Below are 23,820 nucleotides of genomic sequence, written 5' to 3' on the forward strand. Positions count from 1 at the left end.
CAGGATACTTTGTCTGGCATTTATTCGACCATCGCCCCTTCGACGGCCTGTCACTACCTACTTTCCCTACTCCAGGATGGAACATTTGATATTACATAAAAACACCATGAAATCATCGCCGCCATGATTAAAAATGTCTCTGAAATATCATGCTTGCAGCGCGGCGAGAGCATACCGACTCTCAACTGCCCCTACAGGGAGTAGTTCAGCCATGACATCCGCAAGCATTATATCTAGCCCGAATCTACCCTGGCTCACTACATCGTTCCACGAATCAGCTTTTTTAGCCCATTCGCTTGGTAGTCGGCCTACAGCAGCGCTTAGTATAAACTCGTCGATTAGAGGTACTGCAGCACGAATCAACTTTGCCTGAGCAGCAGTCAGGCTTTGGCGACGCCATATGCCGGGCAGATCGAGGCGTGTTGCCACATTGCCCTCTCCGTCTACTTCTCCGGTGATATAACTTAACCACGCCAGAGTATATGGAACGGCAAGAAACTTCGTGCCGACGCGTTTGGCAGCAGTGTAGGCAGCATCTGCCTCGCGCCAGAGGAGCGCCAACGATACTAGGTCTTCAAACCAAGCATTATTCGGCAGTTGTCCGTCTTCTGTTCTCCCTCGGAATGCTGCATAAGCTTTCTCTCCCCCCATCGCGACTATGTGTGGGGCATGCTCCCAAGCCAACCTGTACTTGGCGACTGTCTCCTTGGTGAGCACCTGACGACGCGGATTCTCCGAATCAAACTTCTTCATGTTCGCTTTGGTCATCGTCCGTGCACGCTCCACACGATATTGACCACGCGCACGTTCGAAGAACCACCGTTGCTGTTTACCTGTTCCGGTGAGAGCAGGTGCCCATGTACTACGGGAAATCTTCTGGAGAGCTACGTTAAACGGCTCGTTAGCCGACAGGTCCGCCTGTTTGATCTGGTTCTGGGTATTCGCATACTGTGCAATGAGCGACGCAAAACGGTCAGTATCATGTGCTTCGCTAAGCACAGTCAGCTTCATTTGCACGAATACTTGGTCTAGTGGAGCAGTACCCTTCTTCTGGTAGTGAAGTTGGTATATCGATGCCGTAGTCTGTCCTCCGTTCACAATCTGCAGATCATGTATCCGCCGGATTGCTGACCCATCTTCGGTCAGTTCTACTTTCGTAGCAGTAGCCGCCAAGCCGTTGTTATAAGCCAGGAAACGTTCGGGAGTCTTCATGATCGTTTCCTGGATTCCCCTGTTCACCTTCGTACTAAACTGCAGGAATGCCCGGACGTTACGCTCTAACAGACGCTGACCGTGACGCTCATACAGCTCAGCCAGTACTGTACCAGGCAGAATTGCCAGCCACGTCTGATAATCCTCGGTGGCTACCGGCATGGGCAGACAACGGATAGGGTGAGAATGCTCGATATCGAAGTCGATTACTATTGGTCCCTTGTCGGCAGTTCCCGCACTGAGCCGTTGAAACCTTTCAATATCCCACAACTCATAGCTCACTAATACACTACCAACCTTCTTCTTCTCCGCAGCCCCTTCAGGTGAACTGGCCCGGCCGTTGGTAAGTATAAATATGCGTACTCTAACTAGTTCACCTCCAAATTTTGCGAGGTGGTAAGCCAGAGCGTATACAGGTGCAGTATCCTCAACTTGGTCAACATAACCCTTGACCGCCGTTTCCAGAAATCGTGTCGCTTGCGAGATTGACTTCTCCAGGTCTGCTTTTCCGAAGGTACGCACTCCTTCCTCAGGCCCGCCCGGACGATAAAAGCTGGTAATGAAAAGGTCCAGGGAGCTGCCGTCACCGTTAATGGCGTAAGCACTGATCCGGTGTATAATGCGCCGCCCAGACTTATCCTCACGTGCATCATGACACAGCAACGCGTCGCTGATGTAGCCGGTGTCCTGCAGCGTATCCAACATGTAGCGGGTAGCTACCTCTTCCAATAATGCCCCTCCTTCTTCTACGCTTGCACGGTTGAGTACTTCTTGATTCAGTTGATCCAGGTAAGCGGATATGTCGCTCATAACACGCGTTAATTCAGTAAAGTAAAAAGGACACTTTCATGGCAAAGCCAGGGGTCGAGTGCTGCCGCGTTGAGTTCATAGGTGGCTGCTGTGATAGCTGCCGGCAACTCATGCATGCGCAAACGTGGGAAATCTTCTGAAACGGTCATAAGACGTGCGGGCTTCACCATCCACTTTTCGTCTATGTACATAGCCGCCTGACTATGCAGATATCCGGCCGTCAGCAGACATGCTTCAAAACGCCTGTTCAAGACTGGATCTGCAGCAAACCTTTGCAACAAATCAGTGACAAGTGCCGGCAGACTTTCTCCGGATACGCTGTTAGCCATAGGAATATGCAGCAGAAAAAAGTCTGTTGCAGATGCTGACTCAAGCTGCCAGAGTCCACCTATGCAAAGTGTGCTACTGCTGCCCGAAGTTGTTTTGACCTCTAAAGCAGTAGTCTCAAACTGGAAATCCTGAGGCGCACGCTCTGGCCCCACCCACGCATTGAGGACGTGTGAAGCTGACACGTTGCCGGTAACCAGCAGCCATCTCATTGCCCAGAGCTCTCCAAAAAGTCCCTGACGAGCAGGGGCACTCATACCATCAGGGGTGTAGTAGTTAAGCAGATCCTGCCAACGACTGAGTCTTTTCAGAAACGTCCGGAGCTGGTCAGCAGGTGTAGTCACAGGGCCAACAACTTCGAGTATGTCGGCAGCTAACACGGTAAAAATATCGCGTAGCTCGTCTTTTGTCAGCACCAGTGCCACGAACCCGTAACCCGATGATTTCTGATCTTCCACCGGATCAAGGCGCAGCCCCTGGTTCCGGTCGGTAGACCCGACCTTGCGCGCCAAATGCACTGGTAACCGTAATAATAAAGCTCTTTGCGGTTTTCCTCCAGTGGATAAACGACGTACTCCTGCCAGCAATTGAGCTCCGGGGCTTCCCGCACTCTGGTACGACAACGTGTCGGTGCACGAGTCCGCCTCAAGCTGACGCCAAATAGTCTCCAGTCTACCCATTTGCTAGTGCTTCTTCGTCTGGGTCAACCTCATCATAATCCGTTTCGAACTCCTGCTGGAATACTTCGTTGACGGCGTACTCTATGCCCTCATCATCAAGGATTTTAGGAAAGCTGAGCGCGTAGCCCATAACCGGGTATTCCGTGCCCATACCTGCAGCAACAGGACTTAGCGGGTAAAGCAATAATAACCCCTGTGTCTGCGGCCGCGCAGTACGTATAAATCGTCCTGCGGGAACATCGACTTTGACTTCAGGTAAGTCAGGTTCAGGTAAACCTACCTGTAGTGCATGAATACGCTTATCTTGTTGCTCTTTCTCTTTTGCAGCCCGGTGAGCATCACAGGCCGCTTTGACCTGACCGTCTGTAAGATCTAACAGCTCGTGCCGGGGATCGATAATATGAGAGCGGCTGACCATGTACGGCCCCTCTGTCGGGGGCTGCAGGGCAACCCTCTTTCTCTTTTCTCCTTCGCTCTTACTGTGCTCTCTTGGAAATTCATGTCTCCGGATGGTGCTGTTCACCAATACCCGCTTTCCGTCGATGATAAACGGAAACGCGGGAGCAAGGTCGGATTTCTCCTTACGTTCTGGCTGCATCAGGACGATGGTCCACTTGGAAATGATTCCATGCGCCGATTTCTCCTGAATATATTCGATCAGTTTATTCGGCTCAATATTCGGCTGACTCGTTTTATAACGCTTCAGGAAATCCATCACGACATCCGCATTCGTCTGCCACGAAAGACCTTGCTTTGGAGTTGTTTCCCGCTCAGTGCGCGTTGGCAAAACCCCAGGCGATCCTAACGCTGCAATAAGGGCGCGTGTAAGGTGATAGTTTGCAGCAACAATAGCCGCATCTCGCTTGAAGCTGTATGTTTCCATAAGCTTATCGGAGTAGCTCAGGTACATCTTCACAGCACCACGCATCTTGTTAGTAGCCGTAATCTGCAGCATACCTGGCAGGGTACGTATTTTAATGCCGTACTTACTGGGAGTGCTGTTGAGCTGCACCATTTCATCAAACTGGTCGCGCATTTCCTCTGATGCAAGGGCAATGTGCTGATACCATTCGAGAAGTTGCGTAGTGGTATACAACCTGCACAGATCGGCATACCCTGGTCGGTAACCAAACCAGCGCCCCATTTGCATGAGAGTATCGTACATCCGCGAAGCTCTGAGGAAGTAACTTACGGAGAGCCCCTCCAGTGTAAGTCCTCGGGATAACTTGTCGCCTCCAACTGCAATAACGGAGAGACCAGCTTCGGCCCCACCGGCTGGATCTACCCTCTCGTAATCAACGTAATTGATCGGCCGGTGCAGTGGGTTTCCCCCAGATTTATCTGGCGCGCCGTGCGCAACCCGGACAACAATTTTCTCAGCAGCAGGTAAAAGCGCTGGTAATACATGTTCCCATGTACACGGCTTAACAGCAGGGTCACTCCAATGAGGATCGTTATGCAAAATCTCCACCACCTGTTCAGTAGTGGGTTCATAATCTGCTTCGAACAACGCTTTCAGCTCGCTCAAAAGGCTGCCGTTGTTATAACGCAGCTCGCGTTTCATGTCCTTCAGAACTTCATCCACCAGCTCTGCAATAGCATCCTGCCACAACACAAACCGGCTTACATGTATCAGCATTGAGCTGTGACGGTTCTGCTGACCACGCACTCGCCTTATAGCGCAAGTCAGGATGAAGCATTTCATGGCTCGCTCCAGACTCGGTGGCAACGAAGTCGGCGGCTTGTCCCGCATCTTGTGACGATCCGGAATGTACAGCCGGTAGTCGTCAACCCTTCTTACAATGGGTAACAACTTAGCTGCTGCGGCATCTGTCTGGTCCTCATTTAATGGGGCACCCAGACCAAATATGCGTGTTGCACCTATATAGTTCGAGGGTGCCGGCAGGTTAACGATGAAGTCGCGAGGGAAAAGGTCCTGCCCAACGATAAACTCTGCGCCGTTTACTTTATGCTGTTGTCCCTCATAGTCAGCAGGTGCCAAGTCCGGGATATATACGTTGGCATATGGAGTGGCGGTGTAGCCTACGTATGCCTTCTGCTCGAACAATGAAAGCAGTGCACGTATGTTACGGTTAATTGCCGACGCTGTGGTTTTGCTCACATTTATAGAAGCGTTATCAGCTTCATCGTCAATGAGCAAAAGGGGCAGCCGTCGAATAATCTTCTTGTTTTCGCTTAACGGCTGACCTTGTGCACCCAGCCAGCGGAGGAGTGCATTGAGTACTTTTACGTTCTTCTTGACTACAATAAGGGTGTGCTCCTGGTTTATGACGTTGACGCCCAGGCTGCGCGCTGATTTCGAACTGAAGTCGCCGTCTTCCGCACTGCTTGTAAAGGCAGTAGCAGATATCTCACTACTGAAGCGCCCTGCGCCTATTACACTACTCTCATTACCCTTTATCCACGCACGCTCAGTTTGAGTGTCACGCCCGATGAAACCTTCATCAAGGCGATGCTGGGTCTGACTACGCAGGCTACTGTGCAGCCCGGTCAGCACAATGAAGACGCGGTAGCCCGCATCAGCAGCTTTACAGATGAGCCCGGTATAGTTACCCGTTTTACCAGATTGAACATGTCCTACGACCATACCGCGTCTGTCCCACCTGTTCGGCTGAGCAGGGTTTGTCAGACGATCAAGTACATCGTCAGTCAGGTTGTCCATCTTGTTGATGGTGTCGGTTGGTAACTCGACAACCTGTTCTAGAAAATCCCGGTAACGCCGCCAGAAGCGCCATTCAATACTGTTTTTACGACCATACAACCACGTTCTCTGTTGCTGGTCTTCCCCGTCAAGGATTTTGTAATCCTGATTGCTGACGACCGAGTTAGCCATAAGCTCCTCGATAATACGCTCTTGGTCTGCACTCGAAAGATTCTTACGGGAAGCTGCGTATGCTACTTCTTCACGAATATACTCCTCGCTAAGTCCTGTTTCTCCGGATAGAGCACCTATGACGCTTTTACGAACCTGTTCGTAGACATTACTATTCATAGAAAGTCAGTTAACTGTTCTAATCTGCAAGTTGCTCCAACAAGTGTGGCTTGCGATGGAATGGGTCGATACAAGATACATACTGCCGAGCCTCGCTTGGCGTATGACCAGCAGCTCTTTTGCGCTTATAAATTCGCAGCATCATTTCAAAAGCCTCTCCTTCATCATCGTCAAACGGGTACACTTCCGCACCATTAGCTTCTGATACGGTCATAGCTATCTGCGAAGTCGGGATGGATTCTTCAACCAAGCGCAGAATGTCCTTCAGCTTTTTAGCCTCGGGAGAACCGTTAAGCTCATTCAGCACAGACTGAATAAGCAGGTGCTCCCTGTTTATCCGGTAGCGCGTACGCCCTTCTTTGACCTCCAACATCCACACCGGAGAAACATCATCGCTTGTTCCGGTGAGTTTTTGTAGTCGCGGTCCACGTGAGCGGTAAACGTCAGCTGCCCGTGTACGGGTTACTTTTGCAACAGCCTGCAGCCGCTCGCGCAACCAGAACGGCGGTCTCGCACGTGCCTTCCGGATATCAATCTGCCAGTCCTGATCCAGACTCGCAGGCAAAGAGATAGCAATACGGGCTAAGCGGTGGTGTTCGTCGCGCGGAAACATCCCTAACCAATCACCGGCCACCAACAACCTGTCATTACGGTAGATATAAAACCCCTGGTGTCCGTTCCACCCTTTTACACGACCAGCTCTGGCACACTCCTCATCATTCTCGAACATTCTGTGATGAGGTAGTACGTAAGGAGTTACAGTCACTTCCTCGTCCAATTCTTCATCAGGTAAGCGCTGAGTACCTTTCCGGCCAGCTAGAAAAGGGTCCCATGGTGTAAGCTTGGCACCATTGATCTTGATAATTAAGCCTTGCTGAAGATACCGGTGGAAAGTCATCTCAAGGTGCCATTGTACCCGCTCGATGATTTGATTAAACTTGTTCAGGTCCTTGCCTTTGTCGGAGTGCATGCGGCCTGCCAGCCGGTCTGCCAGTTCCCACACGACAATCGTTCCACGCAGCTGACTTTCAAGCCGGGCGACGAGCGTATCATCTGATACCCATGTAAGCAGATGCCAGTCGTCAGTTGCCGCAATGTGGTTCAGATCCCAGCATCTGTAATTAACCTTGTCGTCCTCAGCAGATTTGGACAGTACTGTTAACCGACGACACTGCGAAAAAGACGCTGTTTTAAGCCCTAGCCCAAAACGTCCCAGGTCATTGCTGCTGCGTTCCTGAAGCGGGTTCTTGGAACCAGGCCGCATGGCATTGACCAAGCCGCGCTCCGTCATCCCGTGTCCGTCATCTGAAATCAGAACAACTGAATCAGCTCCTGCCCACTGAAAGTCAACCGAAATTGTCGATGCTCCGGCAGTGATGCTGTTATCAATCAGGTCGGCAACGGCTGTTTCCGGCGAGTATCCGATAGCACGAAGTGTTTCAACGAATGCTGCTGCTTCTGGTCGTACTTCTTCATAAGCCACGCCGGCAAATGTTCCTGACTTCACATGCCCGACAAAGGGCGGTGTGTGAGGCTGCATTACGTCAAGGGAATGCCCGATGGTCGGCTGGCGCTTCTCCTCTGTGGGTTTTTCATCATTCACATCCGGAATGCTACCCGATAAAAACAAGCAAACCGGATGGATTTCCGGAAGAGTACCCTCCAGCTTTTTAGTTAAAGTCTCTGGACTTACACCCACCATACTTCCACGTACACCCCCGCTTATCAGAAGTTCGCGCAATGCAGCATGTACCGCTTTATCATCGTCATGTGTCGCACTCAGAAGTATGAGATCGACACGAACAGGCATACCATCCGGGCCGTCAACAAACTCTATCAGAGCTAAATCGTCAGGTTTTAGCAGACCATAGCGCGAAGAATCTCCACTCTGAGGATCGTCAATCAAAGTACCTTCAAGCCTCCAGTTCTTCGACTGCTTCCTGATATAACGCAGCACTTGGTGAACAGACGTTACGCCAGGCCCCTGTACATTCAGCTGCACCGGTATGGAAGCATCGGCCCCACGTAATGCAGGGAAGAACAGGTGAACCAGTACTGCTGCATCCAGATTAATGGCCTTCTGCTTGCTGGAGCGGGGGGTAGTGTCGAAGTAACGTTTGAATATCGTCAGATCAGAGTGCTTGAGGCACTTTAGCGCAATCTTGCGTGACGGCGGCGCGAGCTCCGGCGAGAGTAGTGGATATAGCACTGGCAACTGCATAAGAAAGTAGAGGAGGGACGGCGTTGCCGATCTGTTTAAACGCCGGATTCATTGTACCACAGAAGACGAATCCGTCCGGGAATGATTGTAGACGGGCAGCCTCACGTACCGATATGGTACGCGCCTGTGTGCTGTCATAGTGGATATGAGAGTAACTGTCCTTACCCAAGTGTGCCATCAGCGTACGGGCAGGTTGGTCCGGCTCCATCTTTCTCCACTTATTGGGAAACTTATCCGGATCGTAGGGTGGCACATATTCCTTGTGCAGCTTCTTGTAGCGTGCACTATCTACAGAAAGCGGCCGCTTGTAACGTCTTCTAAGCTCCTCCTGGAACATCTGATTGGCGTACATATACGCCTGAGGATACTGGTCGCCCGCAGCCATACGCTGAAATATCTTGTAGTCACGTGGCAGACGGCGAATTACATGGGCATTAACACCATCTGTACTCTCAAATCCAACCCATTCCCGCATTATAGCTCCGTAAGCTCCCGGCTCAACCTCTGGTCTATAAGGACAAATGGCTTCTAGGGTCTTAGTTCCACGCTTCATTTTGCCACTCAGATGCTCAGTAATAGTCGGCAAATCACGGAGAGCATCCTGTGCAGTAACAGCTGGGGGCAACGCTGGATTATAACGTCCCACTTCCACATAGTGGCGTGAGAACAGGTCTACCCTAACGTGCTTAAGAGCGGCGTTACGTGCACTTAAATAACCACGTGGAAGTTGAATAGAGTGAGTAGCTTCGGGAAATGTCACCCCTACTCCAAGCTCTGTCCGGTAGGCAATCAAGACCATCCGCTCACGCATCTGCGGGACTCCATAAAATGCTGAGTTCAACAACGTGTACTGGCACGTATAGCCAAAACTCTCCAGTTCCTCACAGGTCGCTTCAGCTACATTAATCCCACCATAATTCAACGCATCCGGCACATTCTCCATGACCAGCGCAAGTGGCTTAAATAGGGCAACGTACTCCAGGTAACGTAGATATAGGTTACCACGCGTATCCTGCAGGTACGCTTCCGGGTGCTCAGCAAGCGCCCTGAGTTTTGCCCGCCCTATCCGGGTGTAAGCCTGACACGGAGGACCACCTACTATGATATCAATAGCTTCGTCAATAGGACCTTCAATTCCTAACTCATCCAATAAGTGGTCTGGATCAACCTTGGTAATATCACGGGAGCGGCCATGAACCTCCATTTCTTCAGGAGACTCATTATGAAAATTGCGGGCATGAGTAAGTGCCGCATGTGGGTCCATCTCCACTGCGCCGGCAATAGTGAATCCAGCCCGGTGAAAACCCAGGGATATACCCCCACATCCCGAAAACAGGTCAAGCACACGAAGGGGAGCCCCTTCCCGAAATCGATTTAACTTCTCAACAAACGCCAACAGTAAACTATGGAGCGGTAAATCGGAGTAAATGCAGACTGCAGCTACTTACCGTTCCTCCCCAAGTCTACAAAGTAGCAAAATGTAAGATCAGGTAGCAAGGTCAGCTGAATCGGGTGGTCCTGTGATATTATCTACTAATGAAGCTAAAGTCTCCTGTCTTGCATGCGCCTTAAGTTCGCATTCCCAGACGGTTATCACTCTCCATCCATGTGCTGCCAGTTCTCCGTGCTGCTTCAAGTCGTTAGCAACATTACGTCCGATTTTGTTCATCCAAAAGTCTGTACGCGTCTTTGGGGTCACAAAGTAGCGGCACCCTTCGTGCCCATGCCAGAAACACCCGTGAACGAATACGGCAGTACGATACCTGGGCAGCACTATGTCCGGCTTACCCGGCAGCTCCTTTTGGTGAAGCCGAAACCTAAATCCCTGCCCATGAAGGTATCGACGGACCACCAGTTCAGGCTTGGTGTCCTTTCCCTTGATACGGGACATGTTGTAACTACGGGTAGCGGCACTGTGGACGTCAGCCATGCTTTCCAAACACGCATATCGTGTACCAAATTCCATCAGCAGGAATTATGAAAGTAGCTCGTGGCAAGTCTCTTATATTGCTCATCAGGCATGTCAGGCTGCCTTCTCCACCGCAACAGTACTAATACGGCAACGGACCCCTTTGTGTAACAGAAGACTGAATCCTGCACAGGTCTAATGAGCGTATTACGATATATTTGCTGCTAAACATTAATGTGACATGATTCTGCCCGCTATCACTGGCTCTGGTTATCCTCCCAGAACATTTTTACAGCTGTACTGCAGGTGTCAGAATGGTCTTGCACCTCATTCGGCAGGGCGCTTAGTGCTTAATGATAACTTAAACATGCGCATCGAATTGCGCTGTCGCAGTTGTGGCAACCACCTTGTTCACACAACCACTAGTCTACCTGATGGCTACCGTCCTTACCGTGTACTGGTTATAGGGGAAGACGGTCCCCATTTGCCTGCTGAGTTCAGACCTCTTCCTTACCTGGAAGAGGAGTTCATGGTAGTGGGGTGTTCAAATCAGGATGCGTACGAGCGTGCCGCATTTGCATGTGAGCTAAAATTCTCGGGCCACAGAACAACGTGGTATCTTGATGGGAACGAGTGGAGAGACGAACGGTTTTGAGCGTGCAGAGATATTCTAGAAAAAACTGATGGGAGAACATAGATGGTGGTTCATCTACAGGTTTCTTCTAAAGGTTACTAAACGCGAGTAGGTGAGAGAGTCTCTGCCACTCAAAACAATAGGTGATTGTGCGTTTGCTCAAGCGGGCACTTACTCCTTGGGGTAGGTAGGAAGAAGGACTTCATCTATCTGACGACGACTTATTGGGTGTAAGATCACTAAATAACTAACTCCATAAGTTGGGTCTTTACATCCTCATATTTTGTTTGATAGAACATGCTTGAAGGCTGAGTAATGCGGGTAAATGTATGGAATCGGATTATATCCCTCAGGTGCCTCCTCATTCAAGTGCACTATATAGCTAACTCATTCTAGCGAAAGAACCGATGTTTTGCAACATAGTTAATTTCATGTGAACAAGTGGTCATGGGAAACCCAAATTCTGGGTTAAGTAACCAGTTCCTTTGCCTTTAATAAATATGCAGGATACAGCTCGCGAATACTCTTGTGGATGATTCATGACAGCCGCCTTACCAGCTGGAATGGGGTTTACTTAATCATGCTCGTATTTTTCGTGATCTGTTGTAAACACCCAGTTCTCCACTGATTCTATCTCCTTACGCTCAATTTCGTTGAGCTTACTACTTTCAATTTGTAACGTGCGATTATATACAGGAAGTAAAGATTCTAGCTTAAGCTCCGGGATACCTATGTCAGCAATGAGCCGCCCTCCACAAAACCATGTATAGTACAATTTTGCAGGGGTACCTTTTAGGTTCTTAACAATTTCGTTAACCGCTTCCGTTAGTTCTATTGAAAAGCTGGTCTCCCTGAGTCTTAGAAACACAAGAAAATTGAGTACCAATGAATCCTCTGGAAACTCTTGGAGGATGTGATCGCGCCAAACCTTGGGCGCGATAATCTGCACTAGGTCTTCCGGATCTCCGGTGTGTTCCAGAATGTCCATGTGTTCGGCCACTATCTTGGCGAACCGTTTTTGACTCTCATCTGCCGCATATGCGTCGCAGATGATTGTCCACAGTTTTTTAGTATAGCTTGTATTTACAGTGGATTGGCCGGTCTGAATGATCAGTTGAATCAACAGCCCGTCTCTGAGCGAAGCGTTATTACAAGCCTTCGTCCATATAGATACCCAGCCAGCCCAGTCACGATCTGGACCGTTTACTACGTTGAATAACAGATCAGGTACGCAGATATCAAAACCGGGCAGTTGATCCTGCAGGATAACCATTTTGATAGCGAACCAAACGCGGCTTTGCATTCTACCATGCGCTGACAGAAATCCGGGGCTTCCGCAGTACATACGTAAACAATCCCGCAAGAACTCTGGTGGGTATTGTCGTACAATCTCCACCGCTGTCTGACTCAAATAGTCAGGGGCACCATAAAAAACCTGTTGTATCTGGGCTGGTAGTTCTCCGTCGTAGGTGGCAGCAGACGCTTTTAACCAGCGTACATCATCCCGCTGAGACTGGAGTAGGCCAATGACTACTTGCTGTTCTCTCAGCGAGAGAGTGCCCCACGAATCTAATGCCTGCCGGAGATTGTAGCATGTCAGGTTAGTGTCTTGGTGCGTAAAGAACTTCTGAAACTGTGGTAGCCGTTTACTAGTGGGACAGGCTGAAAGAAGGAAGTCTAGGCAGCTTAATTCGTACCCATCCATTCCACGAACGGCCAGTGTTCTCGTAATCCATTCCCAGATAGAAACACTGATGCGAAGACACTGATCAGGGGTTACAAATGGAGCAGCCTCCCGAAGCGTACTCAAGTACCTTCCTGTTGTAAAGCGGAGTTGCGCTGTAGAGCACACATTCATAAAATCAGCGAAGACCTCCCCCCAAAGTGACCAAGCGGCTTTCTCGTGTCCGACTATACGCTTCCAATCCATACTCTCAGAACCGTAATCAATCCCGAATGTCATCAGAAACGTCTGTAATCTTAAGACGACAAACTGGCTTGTCAAGCTGTTGCGGATCAAGTCTGTAAACAATGCAGAATCATGAGCATCAGCGGATCTTAGCGCAAACTCAAAAACAGCTTTGATGGCTTCCACTACAACAGAAGGGTATTCATCATCGAAGATGATGCGGGCTGTAGTTTCACGTTCTGTCCGCTCAAAACGGTGGTATTCACTGAAAAATCTGATTGCTGCCTGAGATCTAATGAATCCCTCGTTCGAGTTGAGCGCATGCCGGATCACTCTCAGCGATAGGGATGCTCCTGACTGCAGCAGTTGCCAAGTGGACTCGTCATCTACTTCCTCATTGTTTTCAATTTTGCTGCTTAATGCAGACCGGGCGGCATCATCCATCTCTGGTGTATCCCACCAGAATCTGAGTTTTTCTGTCAGGAAGGGGGTACCTTCATCCCAAAAGATACTGGAAGTACTTAGTGTATCCGTTCTGAGCCTGTTTTCTACTTTACGTTTAACTTGTGAGTCCAGATCAGGAAAAATGGAGAGCAGGAACACGAGCGCTTTCGTACGCACCTTAAAGAAGATGCTCTGCGAGAAAGCTGCCTCAGCAATGGTGATTAGCTTATCTCTGTGATCACTGTCAGACAAGATATGGTACAGGTACGGTAGTTTTTCTGCACACTGATAAGCCGCATCTGCATTGAGACAAGAGATGGAGCCTCTTACGTAAACCAGCAGATCGTCCACTTGGTCTAACCGGCGTAGGCCCTCCATAGCATACGTTGCTGCCTCATAGTACTGAGGATGTGCAAACTGCCGGCTTCCTCTTCTGTTCCTCACGTATGATCTATCTTCAAAGAAGCGCAATGCTGCTATTGCCTCTTTAGACAGATCAGGTAAATTACCATATCTGGGTAAGCGGATGGGATCTTCCTCCTGATCATGTCTTCCGAACAGGGGAGTAATTGACATAATATTCTCTTCTATAAAGCTCACATCGGGTGAAACTTCGCTCTGCCCAAGGATATATTTCAGATCATCCTCATTGACAGTTTTGGTTGTACTGCAGGATAATGCTAAGCACACAGCTACCATCCAAAACTCATCTCCTCGCTCTTTGAATCCGGCGCTAAGAGTTCGTGCGTCTGCCATCGCTAGGTGGCGCAGCTGGCCAAAGCTTTTACCCGACAACCGCTCACGATCCTCATGAATCAAGTGCGCTAAGTGACCTGGTTGTAGTAAGTCACCGTCGCCTCTCTCCAAATGATCTCTGACTTTCATCACTACGTCTGAATCAAGACTGAGATCTTGGTTCTGGATTTTCTCCCATAGCTCCAGCAGAAAGCTCCTGTCGTTGACTGTCAGATCACGCCAAGCCCGGCCTTGTATTTTACAATCCTCAAGCTTGAAAGCTTTAGCCGCTTGAAGAACTGCGTCGCGTTTAGAGGTTACCAGCAGCTTATTGTTTCCCTGAATATCCCGGCATACTTCTCCAACTAGCCTCCAGTCAACATAGCCCTCATTAAGCATGTTATGTCCAAATGGGTCTTCCAACAGACAGATGGAGTAAGGCCGTTCACTGAGGAAGCGACGAGCTGCCTGTGGATCATTGGTAGTTAAATGGCTGTATCCGTGGTCCCAAAACTCATACATCAGCCGTTTTGCCAGTGTTGACTTGCCGCAGAAGGAGTCCCCGCTAAGCAGCAGAAATGAAGAACCATTCAGCTCGTTAAGCAGGTCGCCAAACTCTGCGCGATCTGTATAATTCGTGTCTACGTATGGCGGTTGTTCCTGCACCCGTATGGCATTCTTGATAGCTCTATCACCAACTGCCATCGGGTTAGGGTACACTTCGATATCTACCCTGGCCAGCATGACGGCTATGTTGGCAATGGACACAGCAACGATGGTTTGTGCTTCTTGCCGCCGAGCTATTCCGTGCACGAACCCGTTGTGTACGCAACTCCCACCTGATAACCCAGTCAATTGTGCGTTTGGTGAAATACCATCCGCACCCAAGACCCAGGTTCGAGCGGGCGAACCATCATACTGCAAGACTTGACCTCGGATGGTCTGTCCCATCTGCCGGCCAACTGGAAAACCAAACGTCTGCCACGTGTCACCTGGCTTCAGTATCTGAGTAGTTAAAGGCAAAGGCTGAACTTGAAATGGGAGCTCACCTATTACTTCGAGAACAGCAGCATCCTCACCCCCATCATATTCTACGCACCTTACAGCAAATTCCTCGCTAACGCCGAGAAAGCTATCTCGGTTGAAAGATACAGTAAGATGCTCTGCCTCGGCTACCACATGATATGCGGTAAGTAAATGACGGGATGAGATGAAAAATGCAGTACCCTTGGATATGCGCGCTAATACCTCAGAATGTTTAGACCGTGTTGCGGTCACTATGCCTGTGGCTTGCTGTGTTTGTGAAAACGACATATTAAATATTTATCTCGATAGAGCTTTCAGGTGTTGCATGGATAACCTCATAGCCCTTTTCGGCCTTCCAATCTGGTCGGTCGAATGCGGCGGATGTAGCAGTGTGGTAGTTAAAATACAATTTGCGGATGGTGCCATCACGACGGGGGCGGGATACGATCCAGGCTATCGTTTCCGCATCTGGGTGATCATGAATGCGACCGTTAGTAGAAATTAGATAGGTGTCGGAATCAGTGAGACGCATAAGGTCAGGGCTATTGTTTTTAAAGCTCCCGTGATGCGAAACTTTAATACAATCGAACCATACCGGATCTGTGTTATTTGCTTCAGGGAAGAGACGTATAAGATGTTCTAAAACCACTTCCGCTGCAGCATCGGCAAGAAAGAGCAACCTTTTATCAGCATACTCTAGGATAAAAGCGATTGAACTCACATTTGCGGCAGAATCATCTGGTACATATGGTTGCCGTAAGAAATCGTCTAACGTATCGCCTCCAGGTTGACTAATATCTGCTAAGACCTCGGCTACTTCCTTTTTACTGTCTAACCAGTTCTGATAAGCGGCTTCAAAAAGTAGTGGATCGGTTGCGTCAGATTTGAAACCGTACTGGCGTAAATCTCTTTTCCAGTTCTTTATAAGATCCTCCAGCTTGTCTGGTGAAGGTGAAAGTACATGGCATGTTATCTCACTAGTCAGATTTATCGTAGCTGGTGCTGTTACCGCATTGCCGTCAAAAGAGGTATTCCATAGGTAACAATAAAGGTCAAGTTGCTTGGCCAGAGACATTCCCATCTGTGCACCAATCACTGAGTCAGCAAATTCATCAGTATTCTCGATCTCTGGAGCTGACATCGTTGCAAGTAAAGCTACATCCACTGCTGAGAGCTCCGTTTCGCTGCTTGCTGTTTTTTGAGGCAGGTGTCTGTAAGCATTGAACCAGACCTGATTGATTCCGATGATCTGAGGATTATCGCTCGCTTTGTTATCAATAAATAACCCATTGCTCCCTCCCTTAATATGATCTGCATCAATGTGGGTGATCAAGCATAGATCAATCTGTCCACCAGCAGCGGCAATCTTAGTTAGATATGGTTTAAGGTGGTGCCTATATGTATGCACATACCCAGTATCTACCAGCATTCGCATTTTATCGCCAATCTCAATTAGAAAGCAGTCCCCGTTCATGGCCGGAAACATTGTAATAGAAGTTTTCACACGCGGGATAATTTTCAGACGCAATAACGGTGATAACGTCCTCTAATGATTAGGCTGTGTCTGAAAAGTTCGGGGATGTAACTTAGGGCATGGCAGCCCGATATGAGTTAAATGATGCCCAATGGGCGGTGGTAGCCGCCGAATTGCCGCCGCAGTGCACCGGTGCGGCGTGGCGGGACTTGCCGGCACGCGACGGCCCGTGGCAAACGGCTTACGAACGGTTCCGGCGCTGGTCCGCTGACGGCACGTTCGGGCGGGTGCTTGCTAGCCGCCTTGCGCCTACGCCTTGATCAGGACGGCTTGCTCGACCTGGACACATGGTTGGTAGATTCGACCACGGTGCGCGCCTCGAAAAGCGCGGCGGGCGGCACGAAAAAAAAGCCCAGTGCCTCGGGCGTAGCCGCGGTGGGCTGACCACCAAGCTGCACGTGGTGTGCGACGGGGCGGGCACGCCGCTGGCCCTGCTGCTCTCGGCCGGGCAGCGGCACGACGCACCTCAGTTCGAACCCTTGTGCGAGCAGGTGAGCACTCGCCGCCGGCCGCGCCAGCTGATTGCCGACTGCCGACAGCGGCTACGACGCTCAGCACATCCGCCGCTGGCTGCGTCGGCGCCGCATTCCTGCGGTCATTCCGCGGCGCCGTCCTGCATCAGGCCAGCGCTGCCGCCGACGTGGCCGTCCACCGCGCATGGAGCCGCACCGATATGCCCGCCGCAACGCCGTGGAGCGCTTTTTCGGTTCGCTCAAGGAGCACCGCCGCGTGGCCACTCGCTACGACAAACACGACGCACACTTCCTCAGCATGGCGCTGCTGGCGTGCATTCGCCGTATGCTACAACATCACTTTTCAGACACAGCCTAGAACCTTTGATTGCTTTCTGATGCATTTTAGTTAGGAAAAGGAGCCGCCTGGAGAAAAATACAAAAAAGTACTTGAGCATTTAATGAGTGAGAGCACAACTACAATACAGGATACCTCCCGGTACTTCACCTCAACTTGGCCCCCCCACTATTTGCAGCCTTGTTTAAACCTTGGCGAGTCACATCATTGACATTTGGCTGCTGCAGAGTTATGCCCCCTTCATCCGGCCTGTAGTCAGTAGTGCCGTATGCACCTGCTACAGCAGGGCGGCAGCGGAACCAGCAGAACCATAAGTGCGCTGCTGCTCGTCTACCAGATAGTAGCCAGTGACAGCACCAAGGTCGCTTGCATCGACATGGAGCGCGGCTCTGCCCACATCTATGCCGACCTGGGCGCCTACCAAGTTTTGCCGCTCACGGTACCCTTTACTCTTGGCTGATTGTTCAATAAGTGCGTTTTAGCTCGTTTATGGCCAAAAAAAGGACGACTATTAGCCGTTCTCTTTTTTAACACCAAACCGTACGGACAATGCATATATGTCACCCAAGGCTATATTCATCATTAGGTCGAGTTTCGAACTTCGATGAATATCTTGCACTATGACAGTAGCGAAAAACAAACTGGTTTTAGTGCATTTCTTTTTGCTTGAGTAGATTGAGACCAATAAGTAGACCTTATAATTTTGCTTTCGCATTGCTTACACCTGTCCACCAACGAAAGCAATGACAGTACCTTTAGAAAGAAAATCTACCCTTCTTTTATATTGGTTGTATACTTTGTGAAGAAAAACCAAGTTTCTTTTTCGAAGCTAGGTTGAATTCTTCCTAACTATTTTCCTCCCGCGTACAAATTACCTGAGGCCCTTCCGCCTGCAATAGAACTGGAATTGCCGCTGCAAGGACAACCAAAGTTGAGTAGGTTCCGATAATTAAAAGTTATCGGAACCTATGATGGTGACTGATAAGTAAGCATTTTATCAGTTCTTACTATCAAAACTTAGCAGCTTGTCTTAAGTCGGAAGTCATCACAGCTTACTATTGTATTAAGTGGAATTGGCGATAGGGTGTGGCGCAGCGAACTTATACATTTCGCCGCTTCATTTATTGCCTTTACTATTAGTGCGTCAACTCCTCATTTCTCCACTCCTGGCTGCTGCTTCAACTGCACGGCGGCATGTAGCAATTTGTCTGCCTTTATTGATACATTGAAAACGCAGGTTCCCAGCGAAGTCAAAAGTGTTGGAGTGACCATTACCGATGCCACCGCCGTGGACTGATCCACGCTGACTACTGAATTAAAACCGCTGAGCAAATCGAGCTGTCGCAACTTCTTCGATAAAGCGAACTGCGCGCCTAGCCAATTGCGCTTCAAAGTCTATCATCTCAAGTCCACTAAAGCGTAGCAGTGCATCCTCCTGCACCGCGCTGTGTAGCGTGGCTAGCTTCCGGTAATTAGCGTAAGCTTTCCTCAACCACGGCTCTGCTGCTGCTAGTTTAGGTGCATCGGGTATCCGGTCGCGCTTGGTATGCTGATTGTATTGTCGATCAACGGGCAATAAATTCCACAGCTCATTGATGGGGTAAATGGTAAGCGGTAGTAAATGGTCGAGATCGTACTGCTGGGGGCTGGAAAGGATCTTTTGCGTCCAAGGGCACGTGAACTGGACATTTTCGTGCAGCAAAATGTCAATTTGGTTGCGTTCCCAGGACAACGGACGACGGTTATCGGGGCGAGTAGTAAGCATCGTGTAAACTTCACCCCGGGTAACGTTACGGCCTGGATCTTGCGTTACCCCTTCAGTGAACAAACACCATTCGTGGATGCACAGGGCCTCGACGTAAAGTGAAAGCCGGTGAAACGCGGCCCACAATTCGCCTGGTACGACCAGGCAGAGTTCATTCAACTGGGTACCGGGCAGAGCGTGAACGGAGCCCGGAAGTTGATCACAGCGGATAGGCTGAGCAAAGATGGACCAGTGCCCCGGCCCGGCAAATTTGATGGGCATAAGCAAGGCTTTGCCCGCGGCGGCAACTGCTGTATCGTAGGCTGATTGAAGCGATTGGCTGTAGGATTTTCTCCGACGCGGAGTACGCATCTCGGCCTGCAAAAAGAATCCATCGCCTGCTTGAGCACTTAACTGCACCGTGCGTTTCCACTCAAGCTGCAGTGCGGTAAGGGCTGGACGGAACGCCAGATCATTGCGCAAACTGCCGGAAACAACAGCGCGAGCTCCTTGGTAAATTGGAGCGAACTCATCCGCGAAAGGCCAATAATAGGCCACCCACAATTCTGCTAACCGACGTAATGGGATGGCTATAGCCAAATCGCCACGCGCCATATCAGGGTACATAAGCACCACATCGTTGATAGAGCGAAGAAGCGCTATTTTGTAGCTTGTCGTCTTGCTATCGTGCTTGAGGATAGCAGCAATAATTTGCTCCCCGTGAGACGCTTTCATGCTAGCGCTGCGCTTGCTGGATTACTCTGCGTCAAACTCATCATGCTTTTTAGCCGTGCCCCGAAGCAACGAACCTTAGCTAAATACCAACTTATTACTGCCCATTATTTCTTAACCCCCGATGCGGTTGATTCAGGTTAGAGTGTCAATCTATTGGAACTCACGGGTGAACCTATGATTTTTGCTCGGGCTTATAAGCGTATCCCTCAAGCAAGAACGCTTGTATTACCTATGGCAAGAAAACCCTCAGTTCTTTTATATAGGTCACGATTCTATGTAAAGAAAAATCAGGTTTCTTTACATAGCTAGCTTATATACCCTCCTGGCTAGTTCTCATCCGACGTGCAAATGAACTGGCAACTATCCGCTCTTCCGCCTGCGATAGAACTGGAAACACGAGCTGTACTTAAAAAACTACCAGCTGCACACCGTGCTTTGGCAGAGCTCAAGGGCTTGGTCGCCGCAATCCCCAATGAGAGCATTCTGCTAGATACACTGCCGTTGCAAGAGGCAAAGGACAGTTCAGCTATTGAAAACATCGTCACTACGCACGACGAACTCTTTAATGCTGAGCTTAATCTAGGAGTATCACAGGCGGCCAAGGAGGTGCAACGCTACGCGGCGGCCCTACGCCTAGGTACGCGCCTGGTATAGCAGTTCGGGTTTCTAAGTGCTAATCACATTGCCCAAATACAGGAAGAATTGAAGCGCGATAACGGGGGCTACCGCAAACTACCTGGTACAACACTCAAAAATCAACGTGGGGAGGTGGTGTATACTCCACCACAAGACCCCACAACCATCCTGGACCTGATGGGGAATTTGGAGCAGTATCTCAACGATGATTCCTTACACGACGTCGACCCACTGGTCAAGATGGCCGTGCTGCATTTTCAGTTTGAGAGTATCCACCCGTTTTATGATGGCAACGGACGTACCGGGCGCATTCTCAACATCCTATACCTAGTACTTAAAGGACTGCTGGATATTCCAGTGCTTTACTTGAGTCGGTTCATCACGCATAACAAAGCTGATTATTACAACTATCTACAGGCGGTGCGCGATACCGGTGCCTGGGAGCCGTGGTTGCTTTATATGCTCGAGGGCATTGAGCAAACAGCTCGCGAAAGTATCATACTGATCACTGAAATGCGCAGTCTGATGCAGCAAACTAAACAACAACTGCGCACCTATAAATTTTATAGCCAGGATCTTCTCAATAATTTATACCGACACCCCTATACCCGCATCGAATTCTTACAGCAGGAACTTAATGTGAGCCGGCCTACCGCTGCCAGCTACTTAAATAAACTAGCCGAAGACGGCATCTTGGTTAAGCATAAGCAGGTAAACTCGAATTACTACGTGAATCAGCCGCTATTTGAACTTCTTGCGCGTCTAGGTTAAAGTTTGAGTCCTTACTTGAGTTGGACAAGCAAGGGAGGCTGGCGTAAAATCGCTGCTGCAGTAAGGATCATCATAGTTGAGTGGGTTCCGATTGCAAGCTATCAGAACTTGCGCTGGAAGTGCAAGCTGATCGCAGTGAACGGCCAACTTCATCTGGCAGGTCAGCTCACCTTCTCTGGAATGCGGAGATTCTAGGTTAAATGCTGGTTGAGCCGGGGCCTGAGCGCGCTAGTAGTGACAACGAAGCAAGTGATAATTTTTAAGTAGGTTTTGTCGGCCACTTGGTACCCATAGCGCTGCGCGACATTCTTATGTAGGCTGGGCAGAAAACCGCTGCAAAGTCCGCCAAAAAGTGACAGAAGCTTACTCATCAGCAGCTCTGCAATTGAAAGGAAATGGTGGCTGGGTCGTTGCCATCGACGCAGAAATAGAGCAGACCGGAGTCGCCCCAGGCAAACTCCTCAGTGCTGTCGAATTGCAGCCAGAACGTGCCCGTGGGGTAAGCCCCTTGCAGCCACTGCGCGTAGCCGCCTACCCAGGAGCCCAGGTCGGGCTCACCGGCCAGCTCCGTGACGGCCGCATTATAGGCTTTGCGCCAGTTTTTGGGGCGCAACTGCTCGCAGAGGGCTTGTAGCTCGGGGGCAATGTCACCCAGCTCGTCATCATCAGGCAACGAGGGCGCGGCTTGCGGGCGAATGGAGCTAAACCCGATGGGCGGCAGTTCAGTGGGCCGCGGCACCCGGGCCAACTGTTCGGGGCGAATGCGCGGGTAGATTTTTAGGCGAAAATCGCGCGGGTCGCCGTCATCATAGGGCAGTTCGCCCCAGTGGTAGTTCTGGTAAAACTGCACCACCTGCGCCTCGAAGGGCCAGGGCATACGGTCGTCGTCGTTCACGAGCTGAAAAATCAGCTCCAGCGGCTGGCCGGTGTCGGGGTGGGTGGGCCAGGTTTCGCCCTGCTCGAAATACGGGTCGCCGCCGATGTGCGAGCGCAGCTGCGACTCAGTCGGCCGCTCGGCCGGCGCAATAAGCAATTGCTGTTTGGTGCGTAGTAGCGCCTGCAGCCGGGTGCGGAGCTCCTCGGCTAGGGTTAGTCTAGTACTCATAATCGGATTTTAGCAAGCCTTTGGTATGCATCAGCCGCATCAGGCTGCAGCGATACTGGCCCCACAGCCACCGTTGATGCGCTGCTTCTCTGCCCGCCGCGGCTTAGCGCGGCAGCGGCAATTGCACGTATTCTGAGGGCGCATCGTCGGGCATTTCGCCCTGGGCATTGAGGTGGCGCAGCTTGAGCACTGCGATGCCGGGATTGGCCCAGCGCGCTTCCTGTGGCTCCCAGGTGGTGGGCTCGCGCATCCAGACCAGGCGGGGGCCGGCGTCTTCAATCTCTACAAAGGACAGGGCATTTACTTGGTCGCCGCCGCCCAGGCCGGGGCTGGTCAGCAGCACGAAACGGCCGTCGGCGGAAGTAGCCGGGGTGCCCACCACCTCCAATTGCTGGCCGGTGCGCTGGTCCACGAGCACCGTGCCGTCCGACTCGTGGTACCAGGCCCGCACCACCCACTGGTGGGCCGCCGGCAAGCTGCCCCAGTATATATACCGCACTGCCCCCGAATTTTGCAGCAAGAACTGCTCGTCGGGCGACGAGGAAAGCTTGACTTCGTTACCGCGCAGGGGGCGCAAGAACAAATCGAGCCCCTGGCGCCGCACCTTGCCCTGGGTAGAGGGTAGCGGCTCAGTATCGGGCTGGTTCACCATCTCCGGCAAACCGTTGCCGGGCTGTTGGTTGAAGGCCTCGGCGGTGCTGGGGCGAAGCGGTATCACCTGGTTGCCGGGCAGGTGCAGGGTGTCGCCTGGGCGGGCCGGCGGGCCGGTGTCGGCCACACTATTGGCAGGGGGCGCCTGCTGGGTTGGGGCACCATCGGGCCGGCAGGCGGCACTGGTTAGTAATGCGCCAATTGCCAGGTTTTTCAGGCAGGAATGCAGCAAGGACATGGAGCTTAATTTACTCTTTGTAGATGTCAAACCGGGTAAAGGGTACCCGGCCAAAATTCTTGCTGGTGGCGGCCGTGGCTGTGCCGTGCTCGGGGTCGAGGGCGTGCAACCGCTCCCGGCCGTCGCGGTGCAGCAGCCAGCTGCCGGTGGCCGCCTCGTAGCGGAAGGTCACGTGGCGCGTCCAGCGCTGGGCGCTGCCCCCGGAGTGCTCTACCGTGAAGTAGCCGTTTTTAATGGCCAGGCCAGTGAACGGGTCGCCCATCAGGCCGCCGCAATCTACGCAGTACACGGCGTTGTCGGTGCGGGCAGCCAGGGCAAAAGTGCCGCCAGCCCCGCCCACGAACACCAGCAGCGGGCGCTTGGTGGGGTGGCTTACCACGTCGGAGGCCTTGGCCTCATCGGGCCGGTGCACCACCACCAGCCAGTCCGGCAGCGCGTCGCGGTTCAGGTCGCCCTGCGCGGCCTCGAGCACGGCATAACCCGCCGGTAGGGCCCGGCGAAGGGCGGCGGGCAAAGCCGGCGCTGGGTCGCGCCCAGCTTGAGGCGGGCGGACCGATACCAGCAGGCTCAATAGGTAAGCAAGCAGCATAACTAACAGAATACATAACGGCGGCCTACTCGGCTATAGCCATTGGATTGGCCGCCCGCCCCAGTAGGTACGGGCCCGTCCCCACCC

At 51.2% G+C, this 23,820-nt stretch carries 15 protein-coding genes and 2 pseudogenes; 5 read left to right on the forward strand and 12 right to left on the reverse strand.

Annotation, left to right across the window (positions count from 1 at the left end; genetic code table 11):
- Positions 1–147: 147 nt before the first annotated feature.
- From ABIB60_RS18265 to ABIB60_RS18300, 8 genes are all read right to left on the reverse strand, one after another.
- Positions 148–2,022: an AIPR family protein gene (locus tag ABIB60_RS18265; RefSeq protein ID WP_354581921.1), complete on the reverse strand. Its 1,875-nt coding sequence runs from the start codon at positions 2,020–2,022 to the stop codon at positions 148–150.
- Positions 2,023–2,030: 8 nt separating this feature from the next.
- A complete protein-coding gene (locus tag ABIB60_RS18270; protein WP_354581922.1) occupies positions 2,031–2,861 on the reverse strand; it encodes a PD-(D/E)XK motif protein in 831 nt (276 codons plus the stop codon).
- Between the two features lie 160 nt (positions 2,862–3,021).
- Positions 3,022–6,042, reverse strand: coding sequence for a Z1 domain-containing protein (locus ABIB60_RS18275; protein WP_354581923.1), 3,021 nt, complete (start codon positions 6,040–6,042; stop codon positions 3,022–3,024).
- Between the two features lie 19 nt (positions 6,043–6,061).
- The gene (locus tag ABIB60_RS18280) at positions 6,062–8,263 is read right to left on the reverse strand and encodes an ATP-binding protein (protein WP_354581924.1); all 2,202 of its coding nucleotides are present in this window, start codon (positions 8,261–8,263) and stop codon (positions 6,062–6,064) included.
- Positions 8,175–9,608, reverse strand: coding sequence for a DNA cytosine methyltransferase (locus tag ABIB60_RS18285; RefSeq protein WP_354581925.1), 1,434 nt, complete (start codon positions 9,606–9,608; stop codon positions 8,175–8,177). The genes ABIB60_RS18280 and ABIB60_RS18285 overlap by 89 nt, the downstream gene beginning before the upstream one ends.
- Before the next feature lie 141 nt (positions 9,609–9,749).
- Positions 9,750–10,229, reverse strand: a complete 480-nt coding sequence (locus ABIB60_RS18290) for a very short patch repair endonuclease (protein ID WP_354581926.1) — start codon at positions 10,227–10,229, stop codon at positions 9,750–9,752.
- Between the two features lie 1,151 nt (positions 10,230–11,380).
- Positions 11,381–15,208: a S1 family peptidase gene (locus ABIB60_RS18295; RefSeq protein ID WP_354581927.1), complete on the reverse strand. Its 3,828-nt coding sequence runs from the start codon at positions 15,206–15,208 to the stop codon at positions 11,381–11,383.
- 1 nt (position 15,209) lies between these two features.
- Complete coding sequence (locus ABIB60_RS18300; protein WP_354581928.1) at positions 15,210–16,424, reverse strand: MBL fold metallo-hydrolase; 1,215 nt, start codon at positions 16,422–16,424, stop codon at positions 15,210–15,212.
- An 89-nt stretch (positions 16,425–16,513) separates the two neighbouring features.
- Here ABIB60_RS18300 and ABIB60_RS18305 point away from each other — a divergent pair.
- Both ABIB60_RS18305 and ABIB60_RS18310 read left to right on the forward strand, forming a co-directional pair.
- Positions 16,514–17,285, forward strand: a pseudogene (locus ABIB60_RS18305) (IS5 family transposase).
- 247 nt (positions 17,286–17,532) lie between these two features.
- The gene (locus ABIB60_RS18310) at positions 17,533–17,724 is read left to right on the forward strand and encodes a hypothetical protein (RefSeq protein ID WP_354581929.1); all 192 of its coding nucleotides are present in this window, start codon (positions 17,533–17,535) and stop codon (positions 17,722–17,724) included.
- Between the two features lie 855 nt (positions 17,725–18,579).
- On the opposite strand, the gene ABIB60_RS18315 is transcribed toward ABIB60_RS18310, so the two are convergent.
- Positions 18,580–19,743, reverse strand: a complete 1,164-nt coding sequence (locus tag ABIB60_RS18315) for a DUF8808 domain-containing protein (RefSeq protein ID WP_354581930.1) — start codon at positions 19,741–19,743, stop codon at positions 18,580–18,582.
- 348 nt (positions 19,744–20,091) lie between these two features.
- Here ABIB60_RS18315 and ABIB60_RS18320 point away from each other — a divergent pair, with 348 nt between their 5' ends.
- The 3 genes and pseudogenes from ABIB60_RS18320 (at position 20,092) to ABIB60_RS18330 (ending at position 21,150) form a co-directional block, all read left to right on the forward strand.
- Positions 20,092–20,397: a Fic/DOC family N-terminal domain-containing protein gene (locus tag ABIB60_RS18320; RefSeq protein WP_354581931.1), complete on the forward strand. Its 306-nt coding sequence runs from the start codon at positions 20,092–20,094 to the stop codon at positions 20,395–20,397.
- A gap of 24 nt (positions 20,398–20,421) precedes the next feature.
- Positions 20,422–20,697, forward strand: a pseudogene (locus tag ABIB60_RS18325) (Fic family protein); the annotation flags it as partial.
- A 207-nt stretch (positions 20,698–20,904) separates the two neighbouring features.
- The gene (locus tag ABIB60_RS18330) at positions 20,905–21,150 is read left to right on the forward strand and encodes a winged helix-turn-helix domain-containing protein (protein ID WP_354581968.1); all 246 of its coding nucleotides are present in this window, start codon (positions 20,905–20,907) and stop codon (positions 21,148–21,150) included.
- Positions 21,151–21,520: 370 nt separating this feature from the next.
- Here the strand turns inward: ABIB60_RS18330 and ABIB60_RS18335 are convergent, their stop codons facing one another.
- From ABIB60_RS18335 to ABIB60_RS18345, 3 genes are all read right to left on the reverse strand, one after another.
- Positions 21,521–22,255, reverse strand: a complete 735-nt coding sequence (locus ABIB60_RS18335; RefSeq protein ID WP_354581932.1) for a DUF1963 domain-containing protein — start codon at positions 22,253–22,255, stop codon at positions 21,521–21,523.
- Positions 22,256–22,358: 103 nt separating this feature from the next.
- The gene (locus tag ABIB60_RS18340) at positions 22,359–23,144 is read right to left on the reverse strand and encodes a hypothetical protein (RefSeq protein WP_354581933.1); all 786 of its coding nucleotides are present in this window, start codon (positions 23,142–23,144) and stop codon (positions 22,359–22,361) included.
- Between the two features lie 10 nt (positions 23,145–23,154).
- Positions 23,155–23,733, reverse strand: coding sequence for a hypothetical protein (locus ABIB60_RS18345; protein WP_354581934.1), 579 nt, complete (start codon positions 23,731–23,733; stop codon positions 23,155–23,157).
- Between the last annotated feature and the right edge of the window lie 87 nt (positions 23,734–23,820).

The organism is Hymenobacter sp. UYP22, from assembly GCF_040547285.1.
Lineage (GTDB): Bacteria > Bacteroidota > Bacteroidia > Cytophagales > Hymenobacteraceae > Hymenobacter.

Bases quoted from the DNA above. Each gene is read 5' to 3' on its own strand.
- ABIB60_RS18265 (WP_354581921.1), bottom strand. From the start codon at position 2,022: ATGAGCGACATATCCGCTTACCTGGATCAACTGAATCAAGAAGTACTC.
- ABIB60_RS18275 (WP_354581923.1), bottom strand. From the start codon at position 6,042: ATGAATAGTAATGTCTACGAACAGGTTCGTAAAAGCGTCATAGGTGCT.
- ABIB60_RS18280 (WP_354581924.1), bottom strand. From the start codon at position 8,263: ATGCAGTTGCCAGTGCTATATCCACTACTCTCGCCGGAGCTCGCGCCG.
- ABIB60_RS18290 (WP_354581926.1), bottom strand. From the start codon at position 10,229: ATGGAATTTGGTACACGATATGCGTGTTTGGAAAGCATGGCTGACGTC.
- ABIB60_RS18295 (WP_354581927.1), bottom strand. From the start codon at position 15,208: ATGTCGTTTTCACAAACACAGCAAGCCACAGGCATAGTGACCGCAACA.
- ABIB60_RS18310 (WP_354581929.1), top strand. From the start codon at position 17,533: ATGCACCTGCTACAGCAGGGCGGCAGCGGAACCAGCAGAACCATAAGT.
- ABIB60_RS18315 (WP_354581930.1), bottom strand. From the start codon at position 19,743: ATGAAAGCGTCTCACGGGGAGCAAATTATTGCTGCTATCCTCAAGCAC.
- ABIB60_RS18320 (WP_354581931.1), top strand. From the start codon at position 20,092: ATGAACTGGCAACTATCCGCTCTTCCGCCTGCGATAGAACTGGAAACA.
- ABIB60_RS18330 (WP_354581968.1), top strand. From the start codon at position 20,905: ATGCAGCAAACTAAACAACAACTGCGCACCTATAAATTTTATAGCCAG.
- ABIB60_RS18335 (WP_354581932.1), bottom strand. From the start codon at position 22,255: ATGAGTACTAGACTAACCCTAGCCGAGGAGCTCCGCACCCGGCTGCAG.
- ABIB60_RS18340 (WP_354581933.1), bottom strand. From the start codon at position 23,144: ATGTCCTTGCTGCATTCCTGCCTGAAAAACCTGGCAATTGGCGCATTA.
- ABIB60_RS18345 (WP_354581934.1), bottom strand. From the start codon at position 23,733: ATGCTGCTTGCTTACCTATTGAGCCTGCTGGTATCGGTCCGCCCGCCT.